This window comes from Pseudomonas sp. UYIF39, assembly GCF_029963765.1.
GTDB lineage: Bacteria > Pseudomonadota > Gammaproteobacteria > Pseudomonadales > Pseudomonadaceae > Aquipseudomonas.
The window spans coordinates 1-23823 of sequence record NZ_JALBYU010000029.1; the positions used below are offsets into that span (position 1 = coordinate 1).

The 23823-nt window shown below is 51.1% G+C and carries 19 protein-coding genes; 10 read left to right on the plus strand and 9 right to left on the minus strand.

The window, feature by feature from the left end; genetic code table 11:
- Positions 1-236: 236 nt before the first annotated feature.
- The 7 genes from MO767_RS26830 to MO767_RS26865 form a co-directional block, all read right to left on the minus strand.
- Positions 237-770: a Bro-N domain-containing protein gene (locus tag MO767_RS26830; RefSeq protein ID WP_282483000.1), complete on the minus strand. Its 534-nt coding sequence runs from the start codon at positions 768-770 to the stop codon at positions 237-239.
- A 1572-nt stretch (positions 771-2342) separates the two neighbouring features.
- A complete protein-coding gene (locus MO767_RS26840) occupies positions 2343-4871 on the minus strand; it encodes a TniQ family protein (protein WP_282483001.1) in 2529 nt (842 codons plus the stop codon).
- Complete coding sequence (locus MO767_RS26845; protein ID WP_219095421.1) at positions 4868-5839, minus strand: ATP-binding protein; 972 nt, start codon at positions 5837-5839, stop codon at positions 4868-4870. The genes MO767_RS26840 and MO767_RS26845 overlap by 4 nt, the downstream gene beginning before the upstream one ends.
- Position 5840: 1 nt before the next feature.
- A complete protein-coding gene (locus tag MO767_RS26850) occupies positions 5841-7736 on the minus strand; it encodes a transposase (RefSeq protein WP_282483002.1) in 1896 nt (631 codons plus the stop codon).
- Between the two features lies 1 nt (position 7737).
- Positions 7738-8388 carry a hypothetical protein gene (locus MO767_RS26855; RefSeq protein ID WP_219095419.1) on the minus strand — a complete coding sequence of 217 codons (651 nt, stop codon included), beginning with the start codon at positions 8386-8388 and terminating at the stop codon, positions 7738-7740.
- A gap of 128 nt (positions 8389-8516) precedes the next feature.
- On the minus strand, positions 8517-9290 hold the full coding sequence (locus MO767_RS26860) for a hypothetical protein (RefSeq protein ID WP_282483003.1): 774 nt from the start codon (positions 9288-9290) through the stop codon (positions 8517-8519).
- A 16-nt stretch (positions 9291-9306) separates the two neighbouring features.
- A complete protein-coding gene (locus MO767_RS26865) occupies positions 9307-10278 on the minus strand; it encodes a hypothetical protein (protein WP_282483004.1) in 972 nt (323 codons plus the stop codon).
- Positions 10279-10592: 314 nt separating this feature from the next.
- Here MO767_RS26865 and MO767_RS26870 point away from each other — a divergent pair, with 314 nt between their 5' ends.
- Positions 10593-11663, plus strand: coding sequence for a hypothetical protein (locus tag MO767_RS26870; protein ID WP_219095417.1), 1071 nt, complete (start codon positions 10593-10595; stop codon positions 11661-11663).
- A gap of 231 nt (positions 11664-11894) precedes the next feature.
- Here MO767_RS26870 and MO767_RS26875 read toward each other — a convergent pair whose 3' ends face one another.
- On the minus strand, positions 11895-12836 hold the full coding sequence (locus MO767_RS26875; protein ID WP_219095416.1) for a DNA-binding protein: 942 nt from the start codon (positions 12834-12836) through the stop codon (positions 11895-11897).
- 135 nt (positions 12837-12971) lie between these two features.
- On the opposite strand from MO767_RS26875, the gene MO767_RS26880 reads away from it, so the two are divergent.
- From MO767_RS26880 to MO767_RS26895, 4 genes are all read left to right on the plus strand, one after another.
- A complete protein-coding gene (locus MO767_RS26880) occupies positions 12972-13898 on the plus strand; it encodes a site-specific integrase (RefSeq protein WP_219095415.1) in 927 nt (308 codons plus the stop codon).
- A 319-nt stretch (positions 13899-14217) separates the two neighbouring features.
- Positions 14218-14598, plus strand: a complete 381-nt coding sequence (locus tag MO767_RS26885) for an XRE family transcriptional regulator (RefSeq protein WP_282483005.1) — start codon at positions 14218-14220, stop codon at positions 14596-14598.
- Between the two features lie 362 nt (positions 14599-14960).
- The gene (locus MO767_RS26890; RefSeq protein WP_282483006.1) at positions 14961-15551 is read left to right on the plus strand and encodes a metallophosphoesterase; all 591 of its coding nucleotides are present in this window, start codon (positions 14961-14963) and stop codon (positions 15549-15551) included.
- Positions 15552-15895: 344 nt separating this feature from the next.
- Positions 15896-16534, plus strand: a complete 639-nt coding sequence (locus tag MO767_RS26895) for a hypothetical protein (protein ID WP_282483007.1) — start codon at positions 15896-15898, stop codon at positions 16532-16534.
- 421 nt (positions 16535-16955) lie between these two features.
- Here MO767_RS26895 and MO767_RS26900 read toward each other — a convergent pair whose 3' ends face one another.
- Positions 16956-17444 carry a nuclear transport factor 2 family protein gene (locus MO767_RS26900; protein ID WP_282483008.1) on the minus strand — a complete coding sequence of 163 codons (489 nt, stop codon included), beginning with the start codon at positions 17442-17444 and terminating at the stop codon, positions 16956-16958.
- Positions 17445-18095: 651 nt separating this feature from the next.
- Here MO767_RS26900 and MO767_RS26905 point away from each other — a divergent pair.
- The 5 genes from MO767_RS26905 (at position 18096) to MO767_RS26925 (ending at position 23511) form a co-directional block, all read left to right on the plus strand.
- Positions 18096-19022 (plus strand): alpha/beta hydrolase, encoded by a 927-nt coding sequence (locus MO767_RS26905; protein WP_219095410.1) that lies wholly within the window; start codon positions 18096-18098, stop codon positions 19020-19022.
- Positions 19023-19616: 594 nt separating this feature from the next.
- Positions 19617-20627, plus strand: coding sequence for an ABC transporter permease subunit (locus MO767_RS26910; protein ID WP_131063110.1), 1011 nt, complete (start codon positions 19617-19619; stop codon positions 20625-20627).
- 10 nt (positions 20628-20637) lie between these two features.
- The gene (locus MO767_RS26915; protein ID WP_282483009.1) at positions 20638-21561 is read left to right on the plus strand and encodes an ABC transporter permease subunit; all 924 of its coding nucleotides are present in this window, start codon (positions 20638-20640) and stop codon (positions 21559-21561) included.
- 10 nt (positions 21562-21571) lie between these two features.
- Positions 21572-22540: an ABC transporter ATP-binding protein gene (locus MO767_RS26920; RefSeq protein ID WP_282483010.1), complete on the plus strand. Its 969-nt coding sequence runs from the start codon at positions 21572-21574 to the stop codon at positions 22538-22540.
- Positions 22540-23511 (plus strand): peptide ABC transporter ATP-binding protein, encoded by a 972-nt coding sequence (locus MO767_RS26925; RefSeq protein ID WP_282483011.1) that lies wholly within the window; start codon positions 22540-22542, stop codon positions 23509-23511. The genes MO767_RS26920 and MO767_RS26925 overlap by 1 nt, the downstream gene beginning before the upstream one ends.
- The last annotated feature ends 312 nt before the right edge of the window (positions 23512-23823 follow it).

The window sequence follows — 23823 nt, forward strand, 5'->3', positions numbered from 1 at the left end:
CAGCTCGGGCCGAAGAAAAATTTAACGTCGTGTCCGGGATTAGTTGACCACTACACATCGACCGCAGCCTGAATCTCCACGTCACTCCAATCGCTGTTGCTCTTTTCAGTGTCCATACAATCGCCGAGGGTTGAAAACCCTCGGACGATACTGAGTGGCCATTACGACTGTCTACGAAAATTCCTACAGAAAAGACCGATGCGTCGCTCAATCGGTCCTACAAAGACACCTCCGCACTAACCCACCGATTGCTTCGAAGACTGAAACACCTCCACAACCTTCCGCCACCAAGGCTTAACTACCGGCACCCGTCGCCGTGTGCGATTGAGCAACAGATAAGGCATGTCCCGCAGCCGAATCCAGCCTTCATCCTGCCAATGCAGCAGACTCAACGACATCTCCGGCCAATCCAACAAGCTCAACATTGGCCGATCCGCGTTCTTCGACTGCCCCGCATCGCGCAAGGCTGGTACTACTTGATGGGTCAACCACTCACGCAACAACCGATTCCCCGGCGCGTAGTGATACACCAGCAACGCATACGCACCGGACTCGCTGATCATCAACCGTTTTTCTGGTTGGCCGTGGTACTCAATCAACAACGTATGTCTCTGATCCTCGTCCAGTTTGCTGACCACACGATCATTCAGATGGAAACCCATCAAACGACCCAGATCGCGGGCGCAGAACCATGGTTGGTTTTCTAGGAGGAGGGCATGGAGGGCAAGGTTGTGGCGAGTGAAGACTGTTACAGAGAAGGGATCAGTCATGACTGATCTCCAGAATGGCGAGAGTGCGGGGTAAATCGTGTTCAGGCATATCCAGTACCTCTACGTGTAGATTTAGGAGGGCCTGACCCCAACGTAGAGTGGACTTAAAAAATCCCAACGCGCAAAGCCTTCGCACATCCGAACGACAATCACCAAGGGGTGAATTGCGTGTCTGTGTGTTTGACCAAGCTTCTACGTTGGGCGTTTCTTAGGCACCTGCAATGGAGCTTAGAGGTGCTTTGAAAGTGCATCAATGCAGAAGCAGCTGTAAGTGCTGTAGGAGTTTTAGCGTCGTAGCGTAGGGGTGGAAAAAAGGATTTTCATTCCCCAATAAAAAAGCCCCGATCAGATCGGGGCTCTTGCTTTTTCGATTTGACGATTCAGATCGCAATCGTCAAATCGCGGCGAGCTCGGCCTTTTTTTTCGCTGACATCGGAACTGGTGACGTTGATTTTTAAAAAAAAATTCAACCGATATGAGACGTTTTTTTCAAAAAAGCTGGACCAGAACCCGTTGTGTCAAAAACGGCTGGACCAGGTTTCTCCGGGCTGATCATCTATCGGACTCTCGTTTGTGAGAGATTATACAATTTGGCGGTCTCGAAGGACCATTTGTGAGGGCTTGGTGGATAGCTGCCTCTCCCAAACGGCCGAGCTCTCGATCTAGCTTACGCAAACTGCATTTTCCTTTTAGGCAGCATTGATCATAAAGATTTTCTTGAGCTACCAAACAAAATCTTCATTTCTGATGATTTTTCCAACTTTTTCTTCATTTTGAGGGTGGCACGCAGATCAATTATTCCATTTTTAATGGTATGGCAGGCTTTATACGGTTGTTGAAAAGTTTGAAGGAGCGCGAAATGTGAGCGATCGAAAACCATTCCATAGCCCCCGTAAATATGGGCTGAGTTTCCATTCTTGTTACGCGACAGTAATTAAGGCAGTCGACGCGCGGTACGACATTCGCGGCTACATGCTGGCTGAGCTGGTCAAGCTGTGCCTGAAAAACCGAGCTAGGGTCCTAGACGGCCGACGTACCTTTTACGAATGCCATGTCCAGCTGGAAGCCCTCACGTACCTAGAATGCTTCACAGCCAATCTCCTATTTGGTCCGGGCGGCAGACTGTGCCCACATGAGTATCACTATGTAGCCAGCGATGAATCTCTTTTAAGAGAAAAGACCTGAGTGACTTTTCGGCGGATCTTGACCTGTAGCGCTGGGTCCGGAAACAACCCTTTGTTGTTCTTCGCGAAAGGCAAAAAGTGGCCTTTCTCTTCTGATCATGGTTGCAACGCGTGTTGGTCAAATCCGATGCAATCGCTGGTCAGGCCCAATGTAAACGGGTTGTCAAATAGAGCGCAATTTCGCAGTGCGGGTTGAATGGCCGAAGGGGGGGTAAAGCCTGTCGATGATGATCAGTCAGCAAAGGCGCTCGAAGTTTTCGTTATTTACGCCTGGGAGTCTTACTCGCATAAATGGCCATATCCGATTTCGACCAATCTTTCGTGTTCTGATCAAATCCCATCCGAAGGGCAGAGTAAATGCAAACCTGTGGTCAATGGGGCTGAGACTTCATCTTTGGGAAGCCTCGCAGGTTACCCGACGTGGAAGAGAGCCCAAGAACTCTTTCATTGATCGTCTGGTAATTAATATTTGCCCGCTCAACTCCTTTGGAAGATTACGTGCTTGGCGTAATTTTCCTTGCTTACAGAGTGCCCGAGCATACCCACGAGTATTGAGCATCTTGTCAATCATCGAAGGTGTATAGTTTTGATCAAGAATTTTTGAGACTTTTTTTGCATCGAAGGCACTGAGGTATTTCTCTGTGCCAATAGAGATCGGTGCCATAAAGCCGGTGTTGACGAATATTTTAGTAATTCCAAGCTTGGAGATATTATATTTTTTCAATATTGTTGTGAACGGGATAAGTTCGCGGAGCTGCGCAGCGATTATTTCTTGATTTCGAGTGACTTTGGAGAACGTGGGGCGGTCGGTGTGGTTCGGGACTTTCACGTCATGACCAATAAGGTCTGCCAGCCTATATAAAGTTTCAGGGCTGCCATTGATGACCGGGCCGCAGACAGGAATAATTCCAATTTTTTTTAACGAAGATTGCAGAGTCCTCATCGGGATGTTGCACAATTGCGAGACGGTAACGGAATTGGCATGAGTGGAGTAGAAATTTTTTACCTTCTCCGTGCTCGCAAATAATATTGGTTTAGCATCGTTGTCGACGGCAAGGTCGCCTATTTTGATTAAGTGTCTAACGGTAATGTCTGATAAGCCAAGTGCACATCGCGCTTCTCGTATTGGTAGTGTCGTTTTTTCCTCCGCTTTATGACCGGTTATACGCTCTTCGACTTCTTTTCGTAGAAACAGAGGCGAATGACAGCGGTTGAAACGCCATTCAGCTATAGGGCACAAACCAAATTCTATTAAGGTTTGGGTAGCCATGCATCGTGACACGCCGAGTAAGCCGGCATATTCCTCGGCGGAGATATAACTTTCGTGAAAGGTGTCAATCTCAGTATTGGGTATGAGAATGCTTTTATTGCAGCGTTTAATCGAAAAAACACCAGCCTTTACATATTCCCTGACTGTAGATGTCTGCAGCCTCAATTGCTCCGCCACAACGCTGCAAGAGCTGAAATATTTTAGGTCCTTTTTCTGAATAAATTCTAAGTGATCTGTTCTAGTTCTTTTTTGAGCATATGGTTTTACGTGAGTGTGATGGGCGAGTATTCGATCTGTATCTTCTCGCGCGAAAATGGTGGGGGTGCGAGATTTTAGTATGTCAAAAGGCCGAACATGATGACGGCTAAGAAGTACCCTGGTTGCATGGGATGATAGCCCAAGACGTTCAGCCAGTGAGTCGACTGATTCGTATTTCTTGAGGAAATCAGCCAATTCGCTATTGGGTATCAATTTGATTTGATTAGGCTTTGAAATCGGGTGAAACATTCCTGCACGGACGAGTTTTTTAAAGGTGAAAAGCTTTACGTGAACAGCCTCGCAGGCGGATTCAAGATCAGTATTGGCAGCAGTGTAAATGGAGTAGTTTCTGGCATGCAGCTTCCACGCCCATGCCTGCTCAAGTAAGGGCAGGAACTGGGCTGGGTTGAGGTCTGCTTTTCGGGAGAGCTTCGGCCATAGGATACCGTGCTCTTCCTCCAGCTTTTTCAGAACGCAAGCGCGGATGGCGGCTGCTTGCCTGACTTGTATGCGTTTGAGGGTAAAAAGTGGGGGCGGTCCTTCAAGCATCGGGATAGGCAAAGGCCATTTTGTAATTTTGTTGTAACGGGTCATCACTTTTCGGGCTAGTGGTAGGTTGACCAAAGACAGCTTTGCACTGATTACGGTGGCTGGGAGTTGCGGATGACTAGCGTGAAGGCGTGCAAGGTATTGTTCTACGCCCGCCTCATCACCGGAGATGAGGCAGATGGCGGCTTGGAGAATCTGTCGGTTTTGCAAATCATCTGGTCGAGCACCCATTTTGTATTGTAACTGTGTCAATGTTTTTTTAAATGTTTCCAAGATTGCCTGGTCTTTCTCCCGCAGGCACTTCAAAATGAAACATTCTGGTTTAGTATCTTCGTGCGAGCATGTTTCGCTGACTAGTAAATGTTTGCATGAGCATTGTCCTAGAAGCAGATCTATCCACCAAAGGTGTTTTTTGCAGTTCGGGCACTCAAAAATATAGCGGCGATTATGGTAGGGGCAGTTAAGGCTGGGTTTTAAGTCCTTAATTATATGCTCGCGCCCCTCCCTCCAACATTCTGAGCAGTATGCCGTTCCTGTAAACCTTATAAGACGACCAGGTACTCGTGTGCCATTGATCTCAAATGGCATGTTTTCTTTCAGCACCCCCATTGGTTTGTAAAAGCCTTCAAGAAAATGGATAGCGTACTTGCCGGCGCGCTGCGCGATCCATTGTGCCAGTGGGGATTCGCTACTCAATGTCGAGGCATGAAAATTTATTGGAATTGTAATGCTGCACAGCTGTTGTGGAATTTCACAGCCGTGGCGAAGTGCAAAGCGCCGCAGCATGCTTGTGGGGCTCTCCTCATCGAGCGGAAATGGAACAAATATCAAATCGTTCATTCAGGTAACCACCATTCAGCCAGTTTGGCCTTTGATGTTTGGATCAGTTCGCGAGACTGGCTCAAGTCCAACAAAAAGGGGTTGTTCGTGTGCAAGTTAAGTTTGCTGTTGAGTTGGCAGGAGGCGTATAGAAAGTCTTCGCGTCTCAGACCCGTTCCGTCATCTCGAATCAAACAGTGTTCAAGAGCTCTGTAGATCAGGATGCGAAGCCACTTCAGATTGCCTGAAGTGCCGACGTATAATCCCGCCGCAATATCGGCATCGTGGAGATGGACGGCGCTTTGCATTGGCCGAAGTTCATGCATTAATTCATCGAGTTTTTCCAAGGTTCGGTGATAATCAGAGTCAGCTCGTGGTTCGTAATTGAAGAAATTCAATACGATCATATTAGGGTAGCGGTTTGCGAAGGCATCCGAGAACTGCGTGATGTAACGGCATTCTTCGGTTCCGGCGAGCATCACTGGCTTTTGTAGACGGTTGCAAAAACTGACAATCCAACCCAAGGTCGGCATTCGGATTTTATCCGCAGAGGGGAGACACAGGCGCTGAATCTCATCAAGGAAAACGACTTCGACACCCAATGTGCCGAGTTGTGTAATCAACATGGAGGTGAGATGGGCAATGCTTCCCTTGCAAGTGCTCACTCCCACTTTATGAAGCATTTCCTCAACCAGTTGCCGAATCGTAACGGGTTCAGGTACTTCAAAGTATACGGTTGTCTTTCGGTGGAACGCCCCACCAGGGGTTTCTTCGTGATAATTTCGATCGTATTGGTCAATCAACTGTTTACACAGGGTGGTTTTTCCCGCGCCTGATGGGCCGCTAATGATTGCTGCATTGGCCGATGCAGTGTTGATCGACATCTCAATCGCGCTATGTGCGATTGAGTACGCTTTGGCGAACTTCGGAAAGTAAACAGCGGCCGCTGAAAAGTCCTTGAGCACGGCATTTTTTTCCTGAACGTTCATGTTATTTCCTAGTCACAGAAAATTCGTCGGGAGTATCCGGGTGGTACTCGTGGAAATCGGGTAGCACTTCCGCCGGCATAGAGGGGGCTGGCTGGTTAACCACAGACAACTCGCCGGGCGTGACATCACCGCGTTCCAGGGCACGATGGTGTTTCAGGCGTTCAGACTTGTTGTTGGTCTGACTGATTTCCCAGAGAAGTTGTAGCCGTGCTTCCAGCGCCGTGCTGTAGGCGTGGTTTCTGCGATTCTCCAGTTTGCGTTTGTGGATTTCCTGATGAAAATGGAGGGTCAAACCTTCCTGATAGTTTTTGTGGACAGGTCCAAGTTCTCTGATGTCATCAGGATAATCAGGATGAATAAGCCACGCTTTGGCCAAGTCGCAGGGGTCGTAATACAGTAAAAGCTTCTTCCGGAGAGGACGGCGTTTGGCTAACTCGCTGACCGCGCCCCCGGTCCAATGCACATTGGAGTACCTGACTCTATTTTGCGAGGAGGGCGTGACCATCTGCTTGCGCCAGAAGTAGCGACGCAAATCGTTCTGGGAGTGACGGCGTGGCTCTAACTCGTTTTTCAGGCACTTGGCCCATGCTTCATTCGGGGACATTCCCAGTTCGGAATGGTGATCGTTGTGGTAGCTGTCCAACCACCTTGCAAAGACTTCTCTGACCTCGTCTAGCGTGTAGGTGGCATTTTTCTCGGGCTCATATCCTTCTCTTGAAGCAATCCCGGTAAAAGTCGTTCCGCGCATGCTGTGTACAATTTGAGTCGACCAAGTTCTGAAAAAAGCTTCAATGTGCGGCTTTTGATTGGGCTCCCCCGGCTCACAAAAAGAGACTTCAGCACGCAGCATTCCGAGCGTATCGCGCAACGTCTTGGCGATGTAGTCAGGGCCATTGTCAAAGATGTAGAGATTGCCAACCCCGCCATACAGGTTGTCCGAGCAGATGGAGGCCTTTAGGGCAATGAGTGTGGTGTCGAGTGAGGGAGGATTGAACGATATATGCCACCCCATCACTCGCCGCGTTCTTATTTCCAAAAAAACCGTGACGTAGGGTCTTCCAATGACGCGCCCCAGCGTATCGGCGACAAACAGGTGGAGTAACTGCGTATCTGCTTCAACACGCTCCAATAGGTAATCCGGTTCCGGTAAGGCCGCACCCCATCGATTTTTGCGCATAGCGGCTCGGCGACCATGCTGTTTGCAGGCTGTTTCAAAGGCATTGAGTTCGTTGATGATGCGGTAGAGCGTCGAGCACGACGGTACCCGGTACTGTCGATTGGCAGGCCGCGATTCGTTCAGGTTTTTGATCGCTAGCCGGATGGATTCAATTAACGCCGACTTGGTGAGAGGTGTTGGCACCCAATGACATTCCTTTACGTAATGTCGAATCACGTCTTTGATTTCTTCAGGCTGACGTGTCAAATGCCGTTGGTGCGGACGGTAAGTGTTCGGAATGAGCACAATGCAGTTTCCACCGGCGGTGAAATACACTTTCCTCCATTCACTGAAGGTGGAGTAGCCGGGAGCCTTGTGCGCACCAATCTTGGCCTTAACAGCTTCGACCAAAGCGGGAAACTTGGGCCGCGACATCTGCCCACCAAATTCTCGCTCCTGTAAGTCTAGGTAGGCAAGACGCACTGAGAGCTTTGCGGCGTCCTTTTTTGGCAGTCGGGCGATGACTTTTTCAGGAGACACAGTAATGGGCGCTTCTTGAATTTTTACTAAGCGACCTTGATCCGCCGCGCGCCTTAACGTGGGAAGAGATTGAAAGACAATTACCGGCGGTCCATCGACCGTGCGCAGTTGTACGTTCTTGTCTGCGATATCGGAAACCTGATAGCGGCGACCGCAGTAAAAATAGTGCTCCCCCACTTTGAGCTCTATCAAGGCGTCCATTTCAATACGCGACCACGAGCGAGTTGAGGTCGATCGGTTTGTGAAGGTCAGTGCGGATATGCCGGAAGAAAATGGCGAAGGCGATGTCGTTGACGCGGAACCCACTTGCCACCAAATGTCGAATGGTGGCACGACTATTCAGTTCATCACGCAGCACCTGCCGAATGCGGGCAGCCTGCGTAGATGACGCGCCTTGGGCATGATGATAAAGATAGGTTAACGTTTCGGTTCGGGCGGACACTTGATAAAGCTCTGGAGAGAGCTGCTCGAAAATCAGACCGGCATTGCCGAAGCATTCTCGGGTCACGCACAACCGGTGTTGCTGTCGGGGATCTGTAATCTCGTGAGCCAGGCTCACTTGGTAGTACACGTGTCGGCCATCAGCCAACACTGCTGCGAAATCGGGACGCGCGGTCATTTCCGCTTCTGCAAAGTGCAGGGCAAAAGGACGCGAGGCATAGCTAATGACTTTGGGCTCGAATTCCAAGTGCACACAGAAACGGGCATGCAGTCGTGATTCGCATGCCACCATTTCCTGGTTCTTCAGGGAAGGGAAGTGGGTGACCCGCCGATGGGGCTGTCCCGACGTGAGTGATTTTCTCGGCAGTATGGACACCGTCGGTGGTAGTGACGCTGGAAAACAGATCGCCATCTCGTTCGACTCCTAATTAACGGAGGGAGAAATCGGGGTCATCAAATTTTGCTGCGCATAAATCCCTGCGCTCGGCACGCCGAGCGCAGGGATTTTATAAGGGGCAGTACGGTTACCTACGTTAGGGCTCACCGTTGCCCTTTACCGACCCGATGTGGTGCAGCTTCTGTGCGGCTTGGAACGGCCTTGATCATGCGCACTCGCCGGTTCGAGCGGCTGTCGAGTGAATGAATGCCAGCGTTTTCCCGGTTGGCCTGGCTGCGTTGAGGCCAATGGCGCGGCTGACTTGGGATGGATGTCTCGAAAAGATCCGCCTTCCAAGCGCGAGCATTGTTGCTGCGGATATCGCGCGCGATGAAGTAATCAAAGGCTTCCGCACGGCTGAGGTGTATTGACGAACAGTGGTGGTATTCGATCAGCCAGCTTCTGAATATCCGGCGCAGCGTTGCCACATTTGGTGTGAACGACGATGCTTGACTATTTAAACCGGCGAAGACCCCCATAAATTCAGTGTTAATGTTTTTGAAAAAACGCTCAACCCACACTTTTGCCATTGGATTGGCGGGCGTATACGCTTGCAATTCGTGACCGAGGCGACGGAGCGCTTGTTTGATGATCCCGAACTCCGGTGAGTCATCGATGATGAAGCTCAGTTCGGATCTACCTAAAAGTATCCGACTGTTTAACGATGCCTCGATAGTTTGCAGAGTAGTCAAATGATCAGGTACGCGCTGAGAGATGTTCCACCCCACTGCATATCCAGATGCCCTGTGAATTGCCACGGATAAATATGTAGGGAGAGCGTTAGTCTGCTCGACAGGTAGCATCATGGAGCCACATTCAATGGATTTGGCTTCGTTAGATGTTTGGTAGGAGCGGGTGTACAAATTAAAACCAGTCATGGCAGATACTCCAGGATTAGGAACGCCAAGCATCGAGTTCGCGGGTAAGGCGATACAACGTCGTCCAGGAAGGTCTCCTCATTTGCTCAGTGCTGGAGTGTGATTGGTTGAAGTGCGCAACTTCCGCGAGGATAAGCCCAGCCAGCTGACGGTAGGTGGATCGAACACTGCTACCGAGTAGGGTCTTGGCATGCCGCCTGACTAGCCTGCGAAACAATATCGGTTGGCGATCTATCCATTTGTGGCGGGAATGAAATTCTTCGGGCCACTTCACAGTCGCCGAAACTCGAGTTCGTAACACGGGGAAAGCGCTGGCCTGTGGGGTGGAGCAATACCGACGAGGACGGTGCGACGTTGTTGGGGCATCGGAGATTGTCTTCGTCTGATCGGAGCCGCCTGTCGGGCGCAACCAAACACACCCGGCACGAGCGGAGACCACCTCATAATCGATACCACGGGAACGGTAGCGTGGTTCACCGCGGGCGTGGATGGCCTCAGCGTTCGGCCGCTGTTCGAACATCGAATTCAACGCCTTAAGGGTGGCCTGGCCGAGTGTTACGCCGTGAAAAAGCCGCCACTCCAAGATGTACTGCGAGTCTGCCACCGACACCGTTGACATATAGCAGGGGATGCAGGGCCCGGAATCCGTGTCATACACATCCACGTCCAAGAGGCCGATCTCGACCTTGATCACTGCCGCGGCGAGGAAATCAGCACTCGCGCGTGAGCTGATGGCCCAGCTACATTGAGGATTGAACAGCTGCGCGATAGCACGCCTTGGGTACTTCCCCCGGACTGAGGATGTAGGCGGTGCTTTGGCGTCCGGCTGGTCTTTCTCTTGACGGTGTGCCTTCGACCAATTGTCACATCGCTTTTGCTGATCGCTCTGTACCACCCTCGCCGCAATTAACGAATACTTTTGTACTCGAGGATTCAGTGTTGGAGAGATAAAACGCTGGTTGATATGAAGGGGGCGCATGGTCTTCATTGCTGTTCTCCTGAAATCCTATATCTGGTTACCACTGCTGGGTGGCAGTGGACTGGATTATCAATTGCTCGCGGCAGTGACGGTTAGGTATGATTTTTTGAAAAAATTTCGCAATAGTCGTCGCAAGCCAGCGAACTAGACGCTTATAACTTTTGCTCTACGGAAAAAATTGGTCATTACGTAATAATATTTTCAACAAGAAAAATATTCATAACCGCTTTAAAACTTTTTAGTATTTATTAATTATGATTAGTTATTACTGATTTTTTGTGATCGGGTTTTAAATGGGCAGTAAATTTTTGTAGTGCTACTACATGAATGTCCACAGTGGAAGGTTTCGAAACAGATCTCAACTTTCGATTCGAAAGAAGATCAATCGCATTCGCGGAATTGTCTTTATAAACGCGGTGATTGCCGCTGCGGGAATTGAGCGGGAGCCATGCGCGCTTAAGCGCTTAGGCCAGCAGATCGAGCGGGATTGGGGGTTGACCAGCGACGACCAGACCGCCAAGTGGCGGCGATTCTTGCGCGGTGCGTTGGTTGGCACGGTAGTCCGGGCTGCACTGTGTCAGCGTTTTTTTTCCTTGGTATTGGTGCTGCTCAATCCTCTAATTATGGTGCTTGGGTGTCTCGAGTCGGCGGCGAGCGACTTGGACGAGCTTGATTGCAGGGTTGGGAGCCACTCCGTTTATACGAAGGTAAAACACATACGAAGTCGCCTGGAAATACTCGCCAAAAGTGTTCGGTTTAATGGTCGACCACTAACCGCGCATTCACTCCAATCCCTGCAGCAGTGCACATTTGGTAACTGGCGATGGCTAGCGTTATTGCTCGCGATCCTGGCCAGTCGCTCATCACCCTTTGAGGTTTTACGAAATTGGCTCAGCCGGCATTTTACACTGATTTTATTGTTGTCGTGTTTGACGTCCGAGTTGCAGGGAATTTCAGTCTTGTTATTTCAAGTTCTTGATCGTCAGATTGGTCGGGGTGTTCTCTGTCCAATCGATACATGGCCGAGCAGTGTGTGGCGATTTAACCGCGGGTTGAAGAATTTGCGCGAGCTGCTGTGCAACTTACAACGCCACTACGTTGGCATATCGGAAGAAGAGGCGTTGAGGGCGATTCATGCATTGCTCATCGAACCGAAAAACGAGGTAATTTGGGTCAGCATATTTGATTTGCACTCTGCAGTCACTTGTATTGATGTGAGTGCCCCGGAAGTGGAGTTGATCATCAAACGATCTCGTAAACAAAAGTATAGGAATAAACGGCACTTTTATGTTCTCGTCAATATGGCGCGCGATCCAAAGCTCGTGCAGATTGCGCCCTACATCAATAATCGACCCCCTGGAACAGACAGGAAGTCGCTCAATCCAAAAAGCTGAGAACCGGCGTTTTTATTGATCTGAAAGGAGGGCGCCCACCCTCGACCGTGTCTGCAGTTCTGAGTTTGGGTTTTCTATGCTGCACGCTTTCGCTCCACGACTGTACTGCGAGTTTGTGGTTTAGGCATGTAATTCATGGAGAGTCGACTCTTGCTAACCCGAAGGGCTTCGCTGGCCATATGTATATGCTCGCTGACACTACAAATGTCGTGGTTCCCTCCAGGTCGAGAATTAGGGGGGCAGCTGGCTCAGGAACCGTTGCAATGTCTCGAGTTGCCGCGCTTGTTCGCGTAGGTGCCGCCGGTCCTCGCGGCGCTGAAGCAGGTACGGTTTTACCCTTCCCCTTAAGATGGCGTGATCCGTGGTCAATTTCTGTAGCTGTTCATTCAACGCCTGATGGGCGAGCTGAGCATCGCGTAACATTTGGTCCTGTTGACGCAACGTCACCTGTTGAACGCGGTGTTCATTCAGTAGGCGTTCCTGGTCGCGGTACACGGCCACTAATTCCTCTTGTTTGATCAGCTGCGCGTTTTGCAGTGAGCGGAGTTCCTGACGTAGCTGCTCTGTTTGCTCGTCGTGCCTACGCAGTTCCTGTCGGCGCTGAGCCAGTTGTTCTTGCCGATAGTGCTCAAGCCCCTCTCGAGTATGTTGGTGTTTCTCCTCCAGCGACCGCACCTGGCTAGCCCGTTCCTCTAGCAGTTGCTGCTGGCCCGTCACCAGTTGTCGCAGTTGCTGACGTTCCCCCTCACTGTCTTGCAGTTGCTCACGCAGTTGTCGCTCGCACTGGCGTTGCGCTTCCCGCTCGTTCGTCAGGAGGGAGGCAGTGGCCTTCGATTGTTCAAGGCGTTCGCGCAGCTGCGCGAGTTCTTGCATATAACCCTCCTGCAGTCGTTCGAGTTGCTGCCGTTCTTCAGCCACCGCTTCCTGTCCGTGCTGAATCAGGTGCTCGGCTAGACTGTTTACCAAGGACAGGATTTGCTCATTCACCGCCCGTGGGGATGATTCATCGCCGTTGTTTGTATTGAGCTCCTTTAAATATCGTTGGATGGTGCTTTTAGATCCAGTGTTCCCTAGCTCGACCCGCACAAGGTCAATGCTGGGGTTCAATCCGCGCGCCATCAGGGCATCACGCGCGGCGAGTACCAGGGCTTTGTTAATACCACCACGGGCCATGTCAGGAGCTCCTGTAGGATTCCCGGTAGTGATGAAGTATGGCCCATAGCGGACGACTTGCCTGAACGCCATGTGGGATGGATCCGGGTTCGGCGTTGGCCTATTCACGGTTGATGTTGCGAAAAGGGCATCTGTATGACCACGAGCGCAGAGCGTTACCTTAAGGCAGCTCGCCGCGAAAGCACCACGCGGCGCTACCAGCAGGCCTTGGCCCATTACGAAGTGGGCTGGAGTGGTTTTCTCCCCGCATCCAGCGACAGCATCGTGCGTTATCTGGCCGAGAATGCTGAGCTGTCCATCAGCACCCTGCGCGGCCATTTGGCGGCCTTGGCGCGCTGGCATCAGAACCACGGATTTGCCGACCCTACCAAAGCGCCGCAAGTGCGCGATGTATTACGCGGTATCCAGGCCTTGCACCCGCGACAGGTGCGACAGGCCGAGCCCTTGCAACTGCAGGAATTGGAAAGGTGCGTGACGGCCTTGCAGTTGGAGGAGGCGTCGTCCGATCTGCCGGTGCGCCTGCGGGCTGGTCGCGATCGGGCCTTACTGCTGCTGGGATTTTGGCGAGGGTTTCGCAGTGACGATCTGTGTCGTTTGCGGATTGAAACCAACCAGTTGCTCCCCGGTGAAGGTTTAAGCCTGTTTCTCTCCAGCAGCAAAACCGACCGAGAGCATCAGGGCCGAACCGTCAGTGTGCCGGCGCTAAAACGACTGTGTCCGGTGCAGGCATATGAAGACTGGTTGGCGCTCAGTCAATTGCAGGCTGGACCGGTGTTTCGTGGTCTCGATCGCTGGGGCCATTTGGCCCCGACCGCGTTACATCCGTACAGCGTGTCCCGGGTATTACGCCGGGCATTGACGCGCGGCGGTGTCGCCGGGGAGCGCTACAGTGGCCATTCGCTGCGCCGTGGGTTTGCCACTTGGGCCACGCGCAACCAATGGAGTCCGAAAGATTTGATGGAGTATGTCGGTTGGCGCGACGTGCACACGGCGATGCGCTACGTCGACGCCAACGCGCCTTTTGGCGACTGGCGGCGCGACGTTCCGCCCGAGTCGAAATGACTCCTTGATGGACGATTTCGTACCGGGATACGGGCCATGTAATTACAGCTGTAAAACGGCAGAATTTATCTAACGAACGGACAAATTGTGAGATTTGTGAATACAAGTTTCTCAAACCTCAGCGATGTTTTGGGCGCTTCGAGGCTGCTGAGCGGTACGCCAAGGGCGACAACAGGTGATTTGCAATCGCGCAGTGCCTTTCATGAGCGAAATCGGTGAAGGTAGTGCGGGAGACTGCGGTCTGCAGTTGCGGCATCGTGTGAAATTGTTTCACTGTATTGTCTGGAATTACTGACGTAAAGTGCTAATAAGCCGATTAATGTCTAGGAAAGCAGATGCTATGCGACTTCATGTCCAAACGGATCAATTCCTCGCCGCTACCGTTGGGGTACGCCTGCAAACGCTGCGGTTGAAGAGGAATGTCAGTCTCGAAGCGGTGGCAGAAAATGCGGCGATCAGCCGTCAGACGCTGCACCTGCTGCTCAATCAAGGCAAAGGTACCTTGATCAACCTGATCGCCGTTATGCGCGCCCTCGGCGAACTGGAGCGCCTGAGTTCACTGTTGGAAGAGGTACGGCCCAGTCCACTACAAATCATTCAAATGGAAGGCAAAACACGGCGGCGCGCGTCGGGGCGACGCGGTGTCTCCAGCCAAGCCGAATCTACCAATTCAAGCAAAGGCAAAAATAGCGATTGGTGACTGAGGCATGAGGCATGAGGCATGAGGCATGAGGCATGAGGCGGCAGTTATGGCGCAATCTTACTGCCATCCTGAGTCTAATTACGCAGCGGCAGCAGCGGCACCCCCTGTTGCAATTCTGTAATGTGTTATGCACATGTAACGTTTGGCGGGGCGGCGTTAGATGCCCAGGCATTCTCTGGCCAAAAAAACGGAAGAGACGCAATGCGCTCATCTATCCTAGGGCATTGTGTGCGTATGCCATTGTCGCCTGCGGAAGCGATAGCACTGTGATATTATTTTTTTGCTTGACAGGATTTGTCACCAAGCCGTGATGCGCCTTTCGCATGCCATCTTGATCAACGTTCAGTGGAGGAACGGCATTGCCAGCTATTTTTATTCATCTGTCAGACATTCACTTTGGTCAGGAAAAGGATGGCGGCTGGGAAAAGACAAATACCGACGCCAAAGACCGTCTTATGGACGATGTTCAAGCAGAATTGTTGGCTCGGGGGGCGAGTGCGACTGGTATTATTGTAACGGGCGATATTGCTTATTCTGCTCAACCCGAGGAATACACAGCTGCTGGTCAATGGCAAGATGAGCTAGCAGCACGTACTGGTTGTGATCGACTCAGTACGCAACTGGTACCCGGTAACCATGACATTGATCGTGGGGCGATTTCCAATGCGGTCGGATGGAAAATCGAGTCAGTACGTAATGACGGTGACTCGATGCTGGATATGCTGCTAGATGACGATACTCAGCGTGAAACTTTGTTCAAACGTTTTGCGGCATACCGAGATTTTTCCACAGGGTATGGATGCGACCTGGATGCCTTCGGTAAATACTTGGCAGACTACTCGGTTGAACTGGGTCTCACCTCTGATATCTGCCGTGTTCCCTATTGTTTATGGGGAACTTGCGCAAGAAAGCCCGCCCGATTTGTTTTCAACAATATTTTCATTTGTTGATTGGGATAAGTGCAAGTTGGCGAGGCGTAGTTTGGCGCATACATTTATGCGGTCAAAATGGAGCATTGTAGATATTGCGATTGCTGCCGCTAGGGCCGGAGATACTAAGCTAGTCCTTGAGCAGGTAGCCAAAGAGCTAGGTGGGGCAAAAATACTTCAAACTCTAAATTCTGAAATTGAAAGTATTCCGCTCCAGCACAAAATGGCAGTGAAATACGCTTTGACTCAGATAGCCGGTTTTTGAAAAGGATCGGCTAAACATATTAGTTACAGCATTATCCAAAATCACATAAAAGCATGCGTAAAAAGACGCGAAGCTATCGAATCCCATTTGAGGAACTACCATGGCGGTAAGTTTTGGCATAGCAAAGATTATCAGCGAGCATCCAAGCTACAATTACGGACTCGCGTTACCATTTGTAATAGTTTTTTATCTGCTCAATTCTGCTAATACTTACGTAGTGCCTTTTTTTGAATTTGATATTGGTATTGAGCTGTCTGCAATATTAAAGATTTTTCTTGTCATAGGGTGCTATATTACATTTGTGCTTTTCTTACTGTTTTCTAGTGCCCTTTCTCTGTTTGTAAAAAACTCAAAACTTCATTTGGGTTGGCCAATATTTACAGCCGTTGCATCCTTGCTCACTTTAGTCTTTAAAGACGAGAACCCCCTGTTCGGTATGCTATTTGGTTTGACTGCCATAATTTACTTGGCAGTTTCAAGGCTTGATAATGGAAGTCTTTCTGTTGTTTTGATACAAGGAGTTTTTGGATTTTTCTCAATATTTTGTTTTGTCACGGGGATACTATGGCTCAATGAGTCTTTTGTTTTTGTCGATATTATTTCCAGTTTGTTTGGATTTGAAAGTATAGCTAAAGATTCCGTCAAGGTAGGGGCATTTATGCTAATTGTTCTAGGGTATTCTGTTTTTTATTCAGTTTTTAAGGCAGGTGAACTACTAAGTAGCGAGTCAAGCGCCTAATGATACAGACCATTGCGTCTATAGCCGACCACACGACCATCTCGAATGAAAGTATCTCTCTGGAACATTGTTCGGAGCCGTCTGGCAAATACTCCTTCCTAGCCTCATCTCCAGATATACCCAAGGTCACCGGGAGTAGCGAATGTAATGGTCAAGATTGCCCTGTTGGTAGGGGCTTAAAACTAATACGTCCAGGTTGAATCAGGAACTATGAAGCGTGACGGTAGTCGTCGGATGAGCATTTGAACTGGCTAATTCGGGTATGAGTTGGTGATCGGTTATTTCCTGATCGCTAAGCAGCGCTATCTCAACATATTAAACAAAATTGATCCTTAGCGACTTTCCTGTCTCTTTGTCGACTCCTTGGATTAGCGCTAATGTGAGCGCAGCTTTCCCCGCGCTCACGATCGCGCTTAAAAGTTCAAGAACTTTTAAATGTCGCAGCTTCAGCATCTACAAAAGGCTGAAATAACTCCGCAGGCCAATTTGGATCGATGTTGGATGTCCGTTCGATACACCGCCACTCCCCATCGCGCTTCTCGAAGACGTCAGAATATGTGCCTGTAGAGACAACACCTTTATCTTCTTCTCTCCAACTTACAATCCAGCGCCACTCAACGTTTGCTTGGCTTCCGCTTCCTGTAATGGAGAACCATCCTAGCGAGTGACTCCATTTATGAATAGGAAACACACTGTGAGCGTAATCATAAAGCTGCTTTAGTCCCTCAAATCCTTCAAAAGTGACATGCCTTAGATCATTGACAGAAAATTTTGCATCCGGCCAATATAAGCTGGTATACAGTTCCGCAGACTTGCGGCTCGCGTCATTGTCGATATAAAGCTGATGAAGATTCAGCTGCTCAAAAATTTCAAACTTGTCTTCGGTGGTTAATTTATTGCCAGCGCTCATAATAAAGTCACTCCCGTTATTAATTGTTGTTCGGCTTCAAAATATTATTTGGCTCTAGCAGTCATTTGCGGCCTCCCTCAACTCTAATTATGCTATACAGCTAATAATAAAAGAATGAGATAGGCTTTGAGATACCAGACCACTAAGATACCACAGTCGCAGTAAATCAGAGTTTCGTCAATTGGTGGTGCCTCTCAGAAAGGAGAGCCCGGTTTCTCAAGTTTGGTGAGATGAGGTGCGTCCCTGAGAATGCCCGTTAGCTGTAGTTTTTGCAAAATGTAATCTTCAATACTCGGTTAGGAACCCAAATTATGAATGAGACTTTTTTAGAAGGAGTCTTAGCGGTAGCGCAATAATATTAGCGCTCTATCATCTCCAAATCAAAAATGAGAATTGGTATTCTCAAATACTGTAGGTTCATTCGTTGACTCATGGTTTTTTTTTTGAAACTATCCATAGTTGCTTGTGCTAAGAGTAGTTCAATCAATTTTAGGTGAGTTGCCGAATTTAGTTTGTATAAGAAGATTCTGTTGTTCTTATGAATTTGGATGGCGATTTGTTTTTTGCCTGGTATTGCTTGAGCATTTAGGCCTTTAAACGAAACGATCGAACTGAGGTGGCAAAGTGATCCTACGCTACGCAAGATGCCTAATGGCTGGTTTGGCTCTGAGCTTTTCAGCTCATAGCCTAGCTGAAAGTGAATTTCCAGTGCCGGACGGGTTCATAAGTGAGATTAAGGTGGTCGATGGAATTAAGTTGCATTATGTCAAAGGAGGGAAGGGGCCGCTGGTTGTTTTAGTTCATGGGTTTGGTCAGACTTGGTACGAATGGCATCAGCTAATGCCACAACTTTCAAAAAAATTTACTGTGGTGGCGCTAGATCTACCAGGTTTAGGTATGTCAGATCCACCCGCAACCGGTTATAGTGGCAAAGATGTATCTGGCTACATTTATAAACTTGCGAAAACTTTTAGTCCTAGCCAGCCTTTCAATCTTGTGGCTCATGATATAGGAATTTGGAACACATACCCTTTGGTCGTTCAGCATCAGGAAGATATCGCTAGGTTGATATACATGGAGGCTCCGATTCCTGACAGTAAGATATATGAGTTTCCTGCTTTCACGCGCGATGGAGAGTCATTAGTCTGGCATTTCAGTTTTTTTGCTGCTGGGGATAATCTTCCCGAAAAACTAATTGCTGGAAATGAAAAGTTTTTTTTCTCACACTTTATAAAAGAACATGCATCAAAATCCGAAGTTTTTGATGACTCGCTGCTCAATTTGTATGCGGCATCTTATGCGAAACCACGCAGCCTTCATGCTGCTTTTGAGTATTATCGTGCTTTAAATACATCTGTAATGCAGAACACGGAATTATCAAAAACTAAATTGACCATTCCGGTAATGGCAATTGGGGGCGGCGGGCACGGAGGACTAGGGACATTTGGTGCGAATCAGTTGAAAGAATATGCTACAAATGTCGAAGGCCATGTCTTACCTGGTTGCGGTCATTGGTTGCCCGAAGAGTGCGCAGAAAGCCTCAACCCGTTAATTTTAGAATTTCTCAGCCGTCCTTGATGCTTTAAGCTGGAACGTGCGGGTAAATTTATACCCGCCTTTTTAACGAAGGAAGATTTCTGCTTAAACAATTGCGAAGTATTTGGTACGGAGATTTTCTTCTAGTTGTTCGCAAAATATGATGGGTATATAAAAATTCTTCATAGGGCGGCGTCAACGGAAATTCCTGGTTATAAACATCCAGTTTCTTTTGGATGTGTTGCGGCGCCCCTATATTGCACATGGGAATCAGTTGAGTATTTCGAGTTAATGCGGAGTTCCAATACGGTCGTCGCGAGTCACATGAATTGGTAAAGTAGTTAGTCATTTTGTTTTTCATTAAAGCATCTCGGGTGCGCCGATGGAATTTTGCTTAGGGATGTTATTTTAGTGCGATGCGGCCGAACATGGTGGTGGAGTAGTCGGATCAAGCAGTTAAGCATGGCGCGCACCCGCATGTTTACCGCAATGCGCAAGAATGTAGAGGGCTATCACATTAGCCCCCTCACCACTAATAACTTCGCCACCACCCAGGTGAAGTAGATAAGAAACTACCGGCATTCCTGACCCAGGAATGCCGGGCACGCCTAACCGGCTGATGAGGTACCACACAAGATGTTTAGTTTTATTGCCCGCCGATTGGGGTTATTGATCCCCACATTCTTCGGCATCACCTTGCTGACTTTCGCGTTGATTCGCATGATTCCAGGCGACCCCGTGGAAGTAATGATGGGCGAACGTCGAGTCGACCCCGAAATGCACGCTCAGGCAATGGAACGCCTTGGCCTGAACAAACCGCTGTATGCCCAGTACCTGGACTACATCGGCAAGTTGGCCCACGGCGACCTTGGCGAATCCCTGCGTACCCGTGAAAGTGTCTGGAGCGAGTTCAGCTCTCTATTCCCTGCGACCCTGGAACTGTCCATGGCCGCGCTGTTGTTCGCCGGCATCCTGGGCCTCCTGGCCGGGGTGATTGCGGCACTCAAGCGAGGATCCCTGTTCGACCATGGGGTGATGGGCATCTCCCTGGCGGGATATTCGATGCCGATCTTCTGGTGGGGCCTGATCCTGATCATGTTCTTCTCGGTATCCCTGGGCTGGACCCCGGTGTCCGGGCGGATCGACCTGCTCTATGACATCGAGCCGCGGACCGGCTTCATGCTCATCGACACGCTGCTGGCCGATGACGTCGGTGCGTTCTTCGATGCCCTGCATCACCTGATCCTGCCGGCCATCGTGCTCGGCACCATCCCGCTGGCGGTTATTGCGCGGATGACCCGTTCGTCGATGCTCGAAGTGCTGCGCGAAGACTACATCCGTACCGCCCGTGCCAAAGGCCTGTCGCCGTCGCGCGTGGTCTTTGTTCACGGCCTGCGCAACGCGCTGATTCCGGTACTGACCGTGGTTGGCCTGCAAGTCGGCACATTGCTGGCCGGTGCGGTCCTGACCGAAACCATCTTCTCCTGGCCCGGCATCGGCAAATGGCTGATCGAAGCCATTGGCGCACGGGACTATCCCGTGGTGCAGAACGGCATCCTGTTAATCGCCTGCCTGGTGATTCTGGTCAACTTCGTAGTGGACATCCTCTACGGCTTTGCCAACCCACGCATTCGTCACCAGCGCTGAGATCATGACCATGACCACTCCAGCTTCAACTTCAAATCAAGCGGTAACAGTCGATCAAAGCCTGCTGTACCCGTCCCCGTACAAAGAATTCTGGCAAGCGTTTTCCAAGAACAAAGGCGCCGTTGCCGGCCTGATGTTCATGCTGCTGGTGATTTTCTGCGCGATTTTCGCGCCATGGGTTGCCCCGCATAACCCGAGCGAGCAATACCGTGACTTCCTGCTGACCCCGCCGTCCTGGCTGGAGGGTGGACAGATCCAGTTCCTGCTGGGCACCGATGAACTGGGTCGCGACCTGTTGTCGCGCCTGATCAACGGTTCGCGCCTGTCCCTGCTGATCGGTTTGTCGTCGGTGGTGATGTCGCTGATTCCGGGGATCCTGTTGGGTCTGTTCGCCGGTTTCTTCCCGAAACTGCTCGGCCCGACCATCATGCGCCTGATGGACATCATGCTGGCCCTGCCGTCCCTGCTGCTGGCGGTGGCGATTGTCGCCATCCTCGGCCCTGGCCTGATCAACACCATTATTGCCATCGCCGTGGTTTCGTTGCCGTCCTATGTTCGTCTGACCCGCGCCGCGGTGATGGGCGAATTGAACCGCGACTATGTGACCGCCGCGCGCCTGGCCGGTGCCGGTCTGCCACGCCTGATGTTCGTCACCGTGCTGCCCAACTGCATGGCACCGTTGATCGTTCAGGCCACCCTGAGTTTCTCTTCGGCGATTCTCGATGCCGCGGCCCTGGGCTTCCTCGGCCTTGGCGTACAACCGCCAACCCCTGAGTGGGGCACCATGCTGGCTTCGGCTCGCGACTACATCGAACGCGCCTGGTGGGTGGTAAGTCTGCCTGGTTTGACCATTTTGCTCAGCGTGCTGGCAATCAACTTGATGGGCGACGGTCTGCGCGATGCGCTGGACCCGAAACTCAAGAACGCCGCCTGAGGAGATTCAAATGTCACTGTTAGAAATCAAGAATCTCAACGTTCGCTTTGGCGACAAGAACGCCGTACCGGTGGTCGATGGCCTCGACATTACCGTGGACAAAGGCGAAGTCCTGGCCATCGTTGGCGAGTCGGGTTCCGGCAAGTCCGTGACCATGATGGCGCTGATGGGCCTGATCGAGCATCCGGGGATCGTCACCGCTGACGCGCTGAATTTCGACGGCAAGAACATGCTCAAGCTCAGCAACCGTCAGCGTCGGCAAATCGTCGGCAAAGACCTGGCCATGGTCTTCCAGGACCCGATGACCGCGCTGAACCCGAGCTACACCGTCGGCTTCCAGATTGAAGAAGTGCTGCGCCTGCACCTGAAAATGTCGGGCAAGCAGGCCCGCGCACGCGCCATCGAACTGCTGGAAAAAGTGGAAATCCCGGGCGCAGCCAGTCGTATGGACGCTTACCCGCATCAGCTTTCCGGCGGTATGAGCCAGCGTGTTGCAATTGCCATGGCGATTGCCGGCGAACCGAAACTGTTGATCGCCGACGAACCGACCACCGCACTCGACGTGACGATTCAGGCGCAGATCATGGACCTGCTGCTGGCGTTGCAGAAAGAGCAGAACATGGGCCTGGTGCTGATCACGCACGACCTCGCGGTGGTGGCCGAAACCGCTCAGCGTGTGTGCGTGATGTACGCCGGCCAAGCGGTAGAAGTGGGACAAGTGCCTCAACTATTCGACATTCCGGCACACCCTTACAGCGAAGCCCTGCTCAAGGCGATTCCGGAACACAGCCTCGGCGCCACACGCCTGGCTACATTGCCGGGCATCGTTCCGGGTCGTTATGACCGTCCGCAGGGTTGCCTGCTGTCGCCGCGCTGCCCGTACGTGCAAGACAACTGCCGCACGCAGCGTCCGACCCTCGATCCGAAAAGCAACAGCCTCGCCCGCTGCTTCTACCCGCTGAACCAGGAGGTGGCGTAATGGCCGTCGTACTTACCGCCCGCGACCTGACCCGTCACTACGAAGTGTCCCGTGGCCTGTTCAAGGGCCATGCGACCGTGCGCGCCCTGAACGGTGTGTCGTTCGAACTGGAAGCCGGCAAGACCCTCGCCGTCGTAGGCGAATCGGGCTGCGGCAAATCCACCCTGGCCCGCGCCCTGACACTGATCGAAGAGCCGTCCTCCGGTTCCTTGAAAATCGCCGGCCAGGAAGTTGCCGGTGCCGACAAGGCTCAGCGCAAGCAATTGCGCAAAGACGTGCAGATGGTGTTCCAGAGCCCGTACGCGTCGTTGAACCCACGGCAGAAAGTCGGTGATCAACTGGCCGAGCCATTGCTGATCAACACCAGCCTGAGCGCGGCCGAACGTCGCGAGAAAGTCCAGGCAATGATGAAGCAGGTGGGCTTGCGTCCTGAGCACTATCAGCGTTATCCGCACATGTTCTCCGGCGGTCAGCGCCAGCGGATCGCCCTCGCTCGCGCGATGATGCTGCAACCGAAAGTGCTGGTCGCGGACGAACCGACCTCGGCGCTGGACGTGTCGATCCAGGCCCAGGTGCTGAACCTGTTCATGGATCTGCAGCAAGAGTTCAATACCGCCTACGTGTTCATCTCCCACAACTTGGCGGTGGTGCAACACGTCGCCGATGACGTGATGGTGATGTACCTCGGCCGCCCAGTGGAAATGGGTCCGAAAAACGACATCTACGAGCGTCCGCTGCACCCGTACACCCAGGCGTTGCTGTCGGCGACCCCGACCATCCACCCGGACCCGAACAAGCCGAAGATCAAAATTGTCGGCGAGTTGCCCAACCCGTTGAACCCGCCGTCGGGTTGCGCTTTCCACAAGCGCTGCCCGTATGCGACCGAACGCTGCAGCACCGAAGAGCCAGCCTTGCGCCTGCTCGACAGCCGCCAGGTGGCTTGCCACTACGCCGAGCAGTTTTATATGTAACTCACGTTTACTAGCAATGAGAGTAAAGTATCGTCCTCCGTTGCGCAGTTATGTAAATAATTGCTTTATAACGTTTGCGTTTTAGCCCTTCTTGTCATATTACGCATCAATTTAACAAGCAGGGCTCTTATTATAATAATCAGATGTGGATGTGCTCACTACCAATGCTAATGCCGAAATTAATGAGAAGTTGGGTAGTGAAGTCTTGTTTGGCAATCGTCATTTGAGCATCTTCGAGAGTTTGGTCAGCGTCTGAAGCAGATTCCACACGAAGGAAACTTTTATACTTTTGCCACTGCAAGCCTGTGTCTG

Excerpts from the sequence above, each read along its gene's own strand:
- MO767_RS26830 (WP_282483000.1), bottom strand. The coding sequence starts at position 770 with ATGACTGATCCCTTCTCTGTAACAGTCTTCACTCGCCACAACCTTGCC.
- MO767_RS26840 (WP_282483001.1), bottom strand. The coding sequence starts at position 4,871 with ATGAACGATTTGATATTTGTTCCATTTCCGCTCGATGAGGAGAGCCCC.
- MO767_RS26845 (WP_219095421.1), bottom strand. The coding sequence starts at position 5,839 with ATGAACGTTCAGGAAAAAAATGCCGTGCTCAAGGACTTTTCAGCGGCC.
- MO767_RS26850 (WP_282483002.1), bottom strand. The coding sequence starts at position 7,736 with ATGGACGCCTTGATAGAGCTCAAAGTGGGGGAGCACTATTTTTACTGC.
- MO767_RS26855 (WP_219095419.1), bottom strand. The coding sequence starts at position 8,388 with ATGGCGATCTGTTTTCCAGCGTCACTACCACCGACGGTGTCCATACTG.
- MO767_RS26860 (WP_282483003.1), bottom strand. The coding sequence starts at position 9,290 with ATGACTGGTTTTAATTTGTACACCCGCTCCTACCAAACATCTAACGAA.
- MO767_RS26865 (WP_282483004.1), bottom strand. The coding sequence starts at position 10,278 with ATGAAGACCATGCGCCCCCTTCATATCAACCAGCGTTTTATCTCTCCA.
- MO767_RS26870 (WP_219095417.1), top strand. The coding sequence starts at position 10,593 with ATGAATGTCCACAGTGGAAGGTTTCGAAACAGATCTCAACTTTCGATT.
- MO767_RS26875 (WP_219095416.1), bottom strand. The coding sequence starts at position 12,836 with ATGGCCCGTGGTGGTATTAACAAAGCCCTGGTACTCGCCGCGCGTGAT.
- MO767_RS26880 (WP_219095415.1), top strand. The coding sequence starts at position 12,972 with ATGACCACGAGCGCAGAGCGTTACCTTAAGGCAGCTCGCCGCGAAAGC.
- MO767_RS26885 (WP_282483005.1), top strand. The coding sequence starts at position 14,218 with ATGTCTAGGAAAGCAGATGCTATGCGACTTCATGTCCAAACGGATCAA.
- MO767_RS26895 (WP_282483007.1), top strand. The coding sequence starts at position 15,896 with ATGGCGGTAAGTTTTGGCATAGCAAAGATTATCAGCGAGCATCCAAGC.
- MO767_RS26900 (WP_282483008.1), bottom strand. The coding sequence starts at position 17,444 with ATGAGCGCTGGCAATAAATTAACCACCGAAGACAAGTTTGAAATTTTT.
- MO767_RS26905 (WP_219095410.1), top strand. The coding sequence starts at position 18,096 with ATGGCTGGTTTGGCTCTGAGCTTTTCAGCTCATAGCCTAGCTGAAAGT.
- MO767_RS26910 (WP_131063110.1), top strand. The coding sequence starts at position 19,617 with ATGTTTAGTTTTATTGCCCGCCGATTGGGGTTATTGATCCCCACATTC.
- MO767_RS26915 (WP_282483009.1), top strand. The coding sequence starts at position 20,638 with ATGACCACTCCAGCTTCAACTTCAAATCAAGCGGTAACAGTCGATCAA.
- MO767_RS26920 (WP_282483010.1), top strand. The coding sequence starts at position 21,572 with ATGTCACTGTTAGAAATCAAGAATCTCAACGTTCGCTTTGGCGACAAG.
- MO767_RS26925 (WP_282483011.1), top strand. The coding sequence starts at position 22,540 with ATGGCCGTCGTACTTACCGCCCGCGACCTGACCCGTCACTACGAAGTG.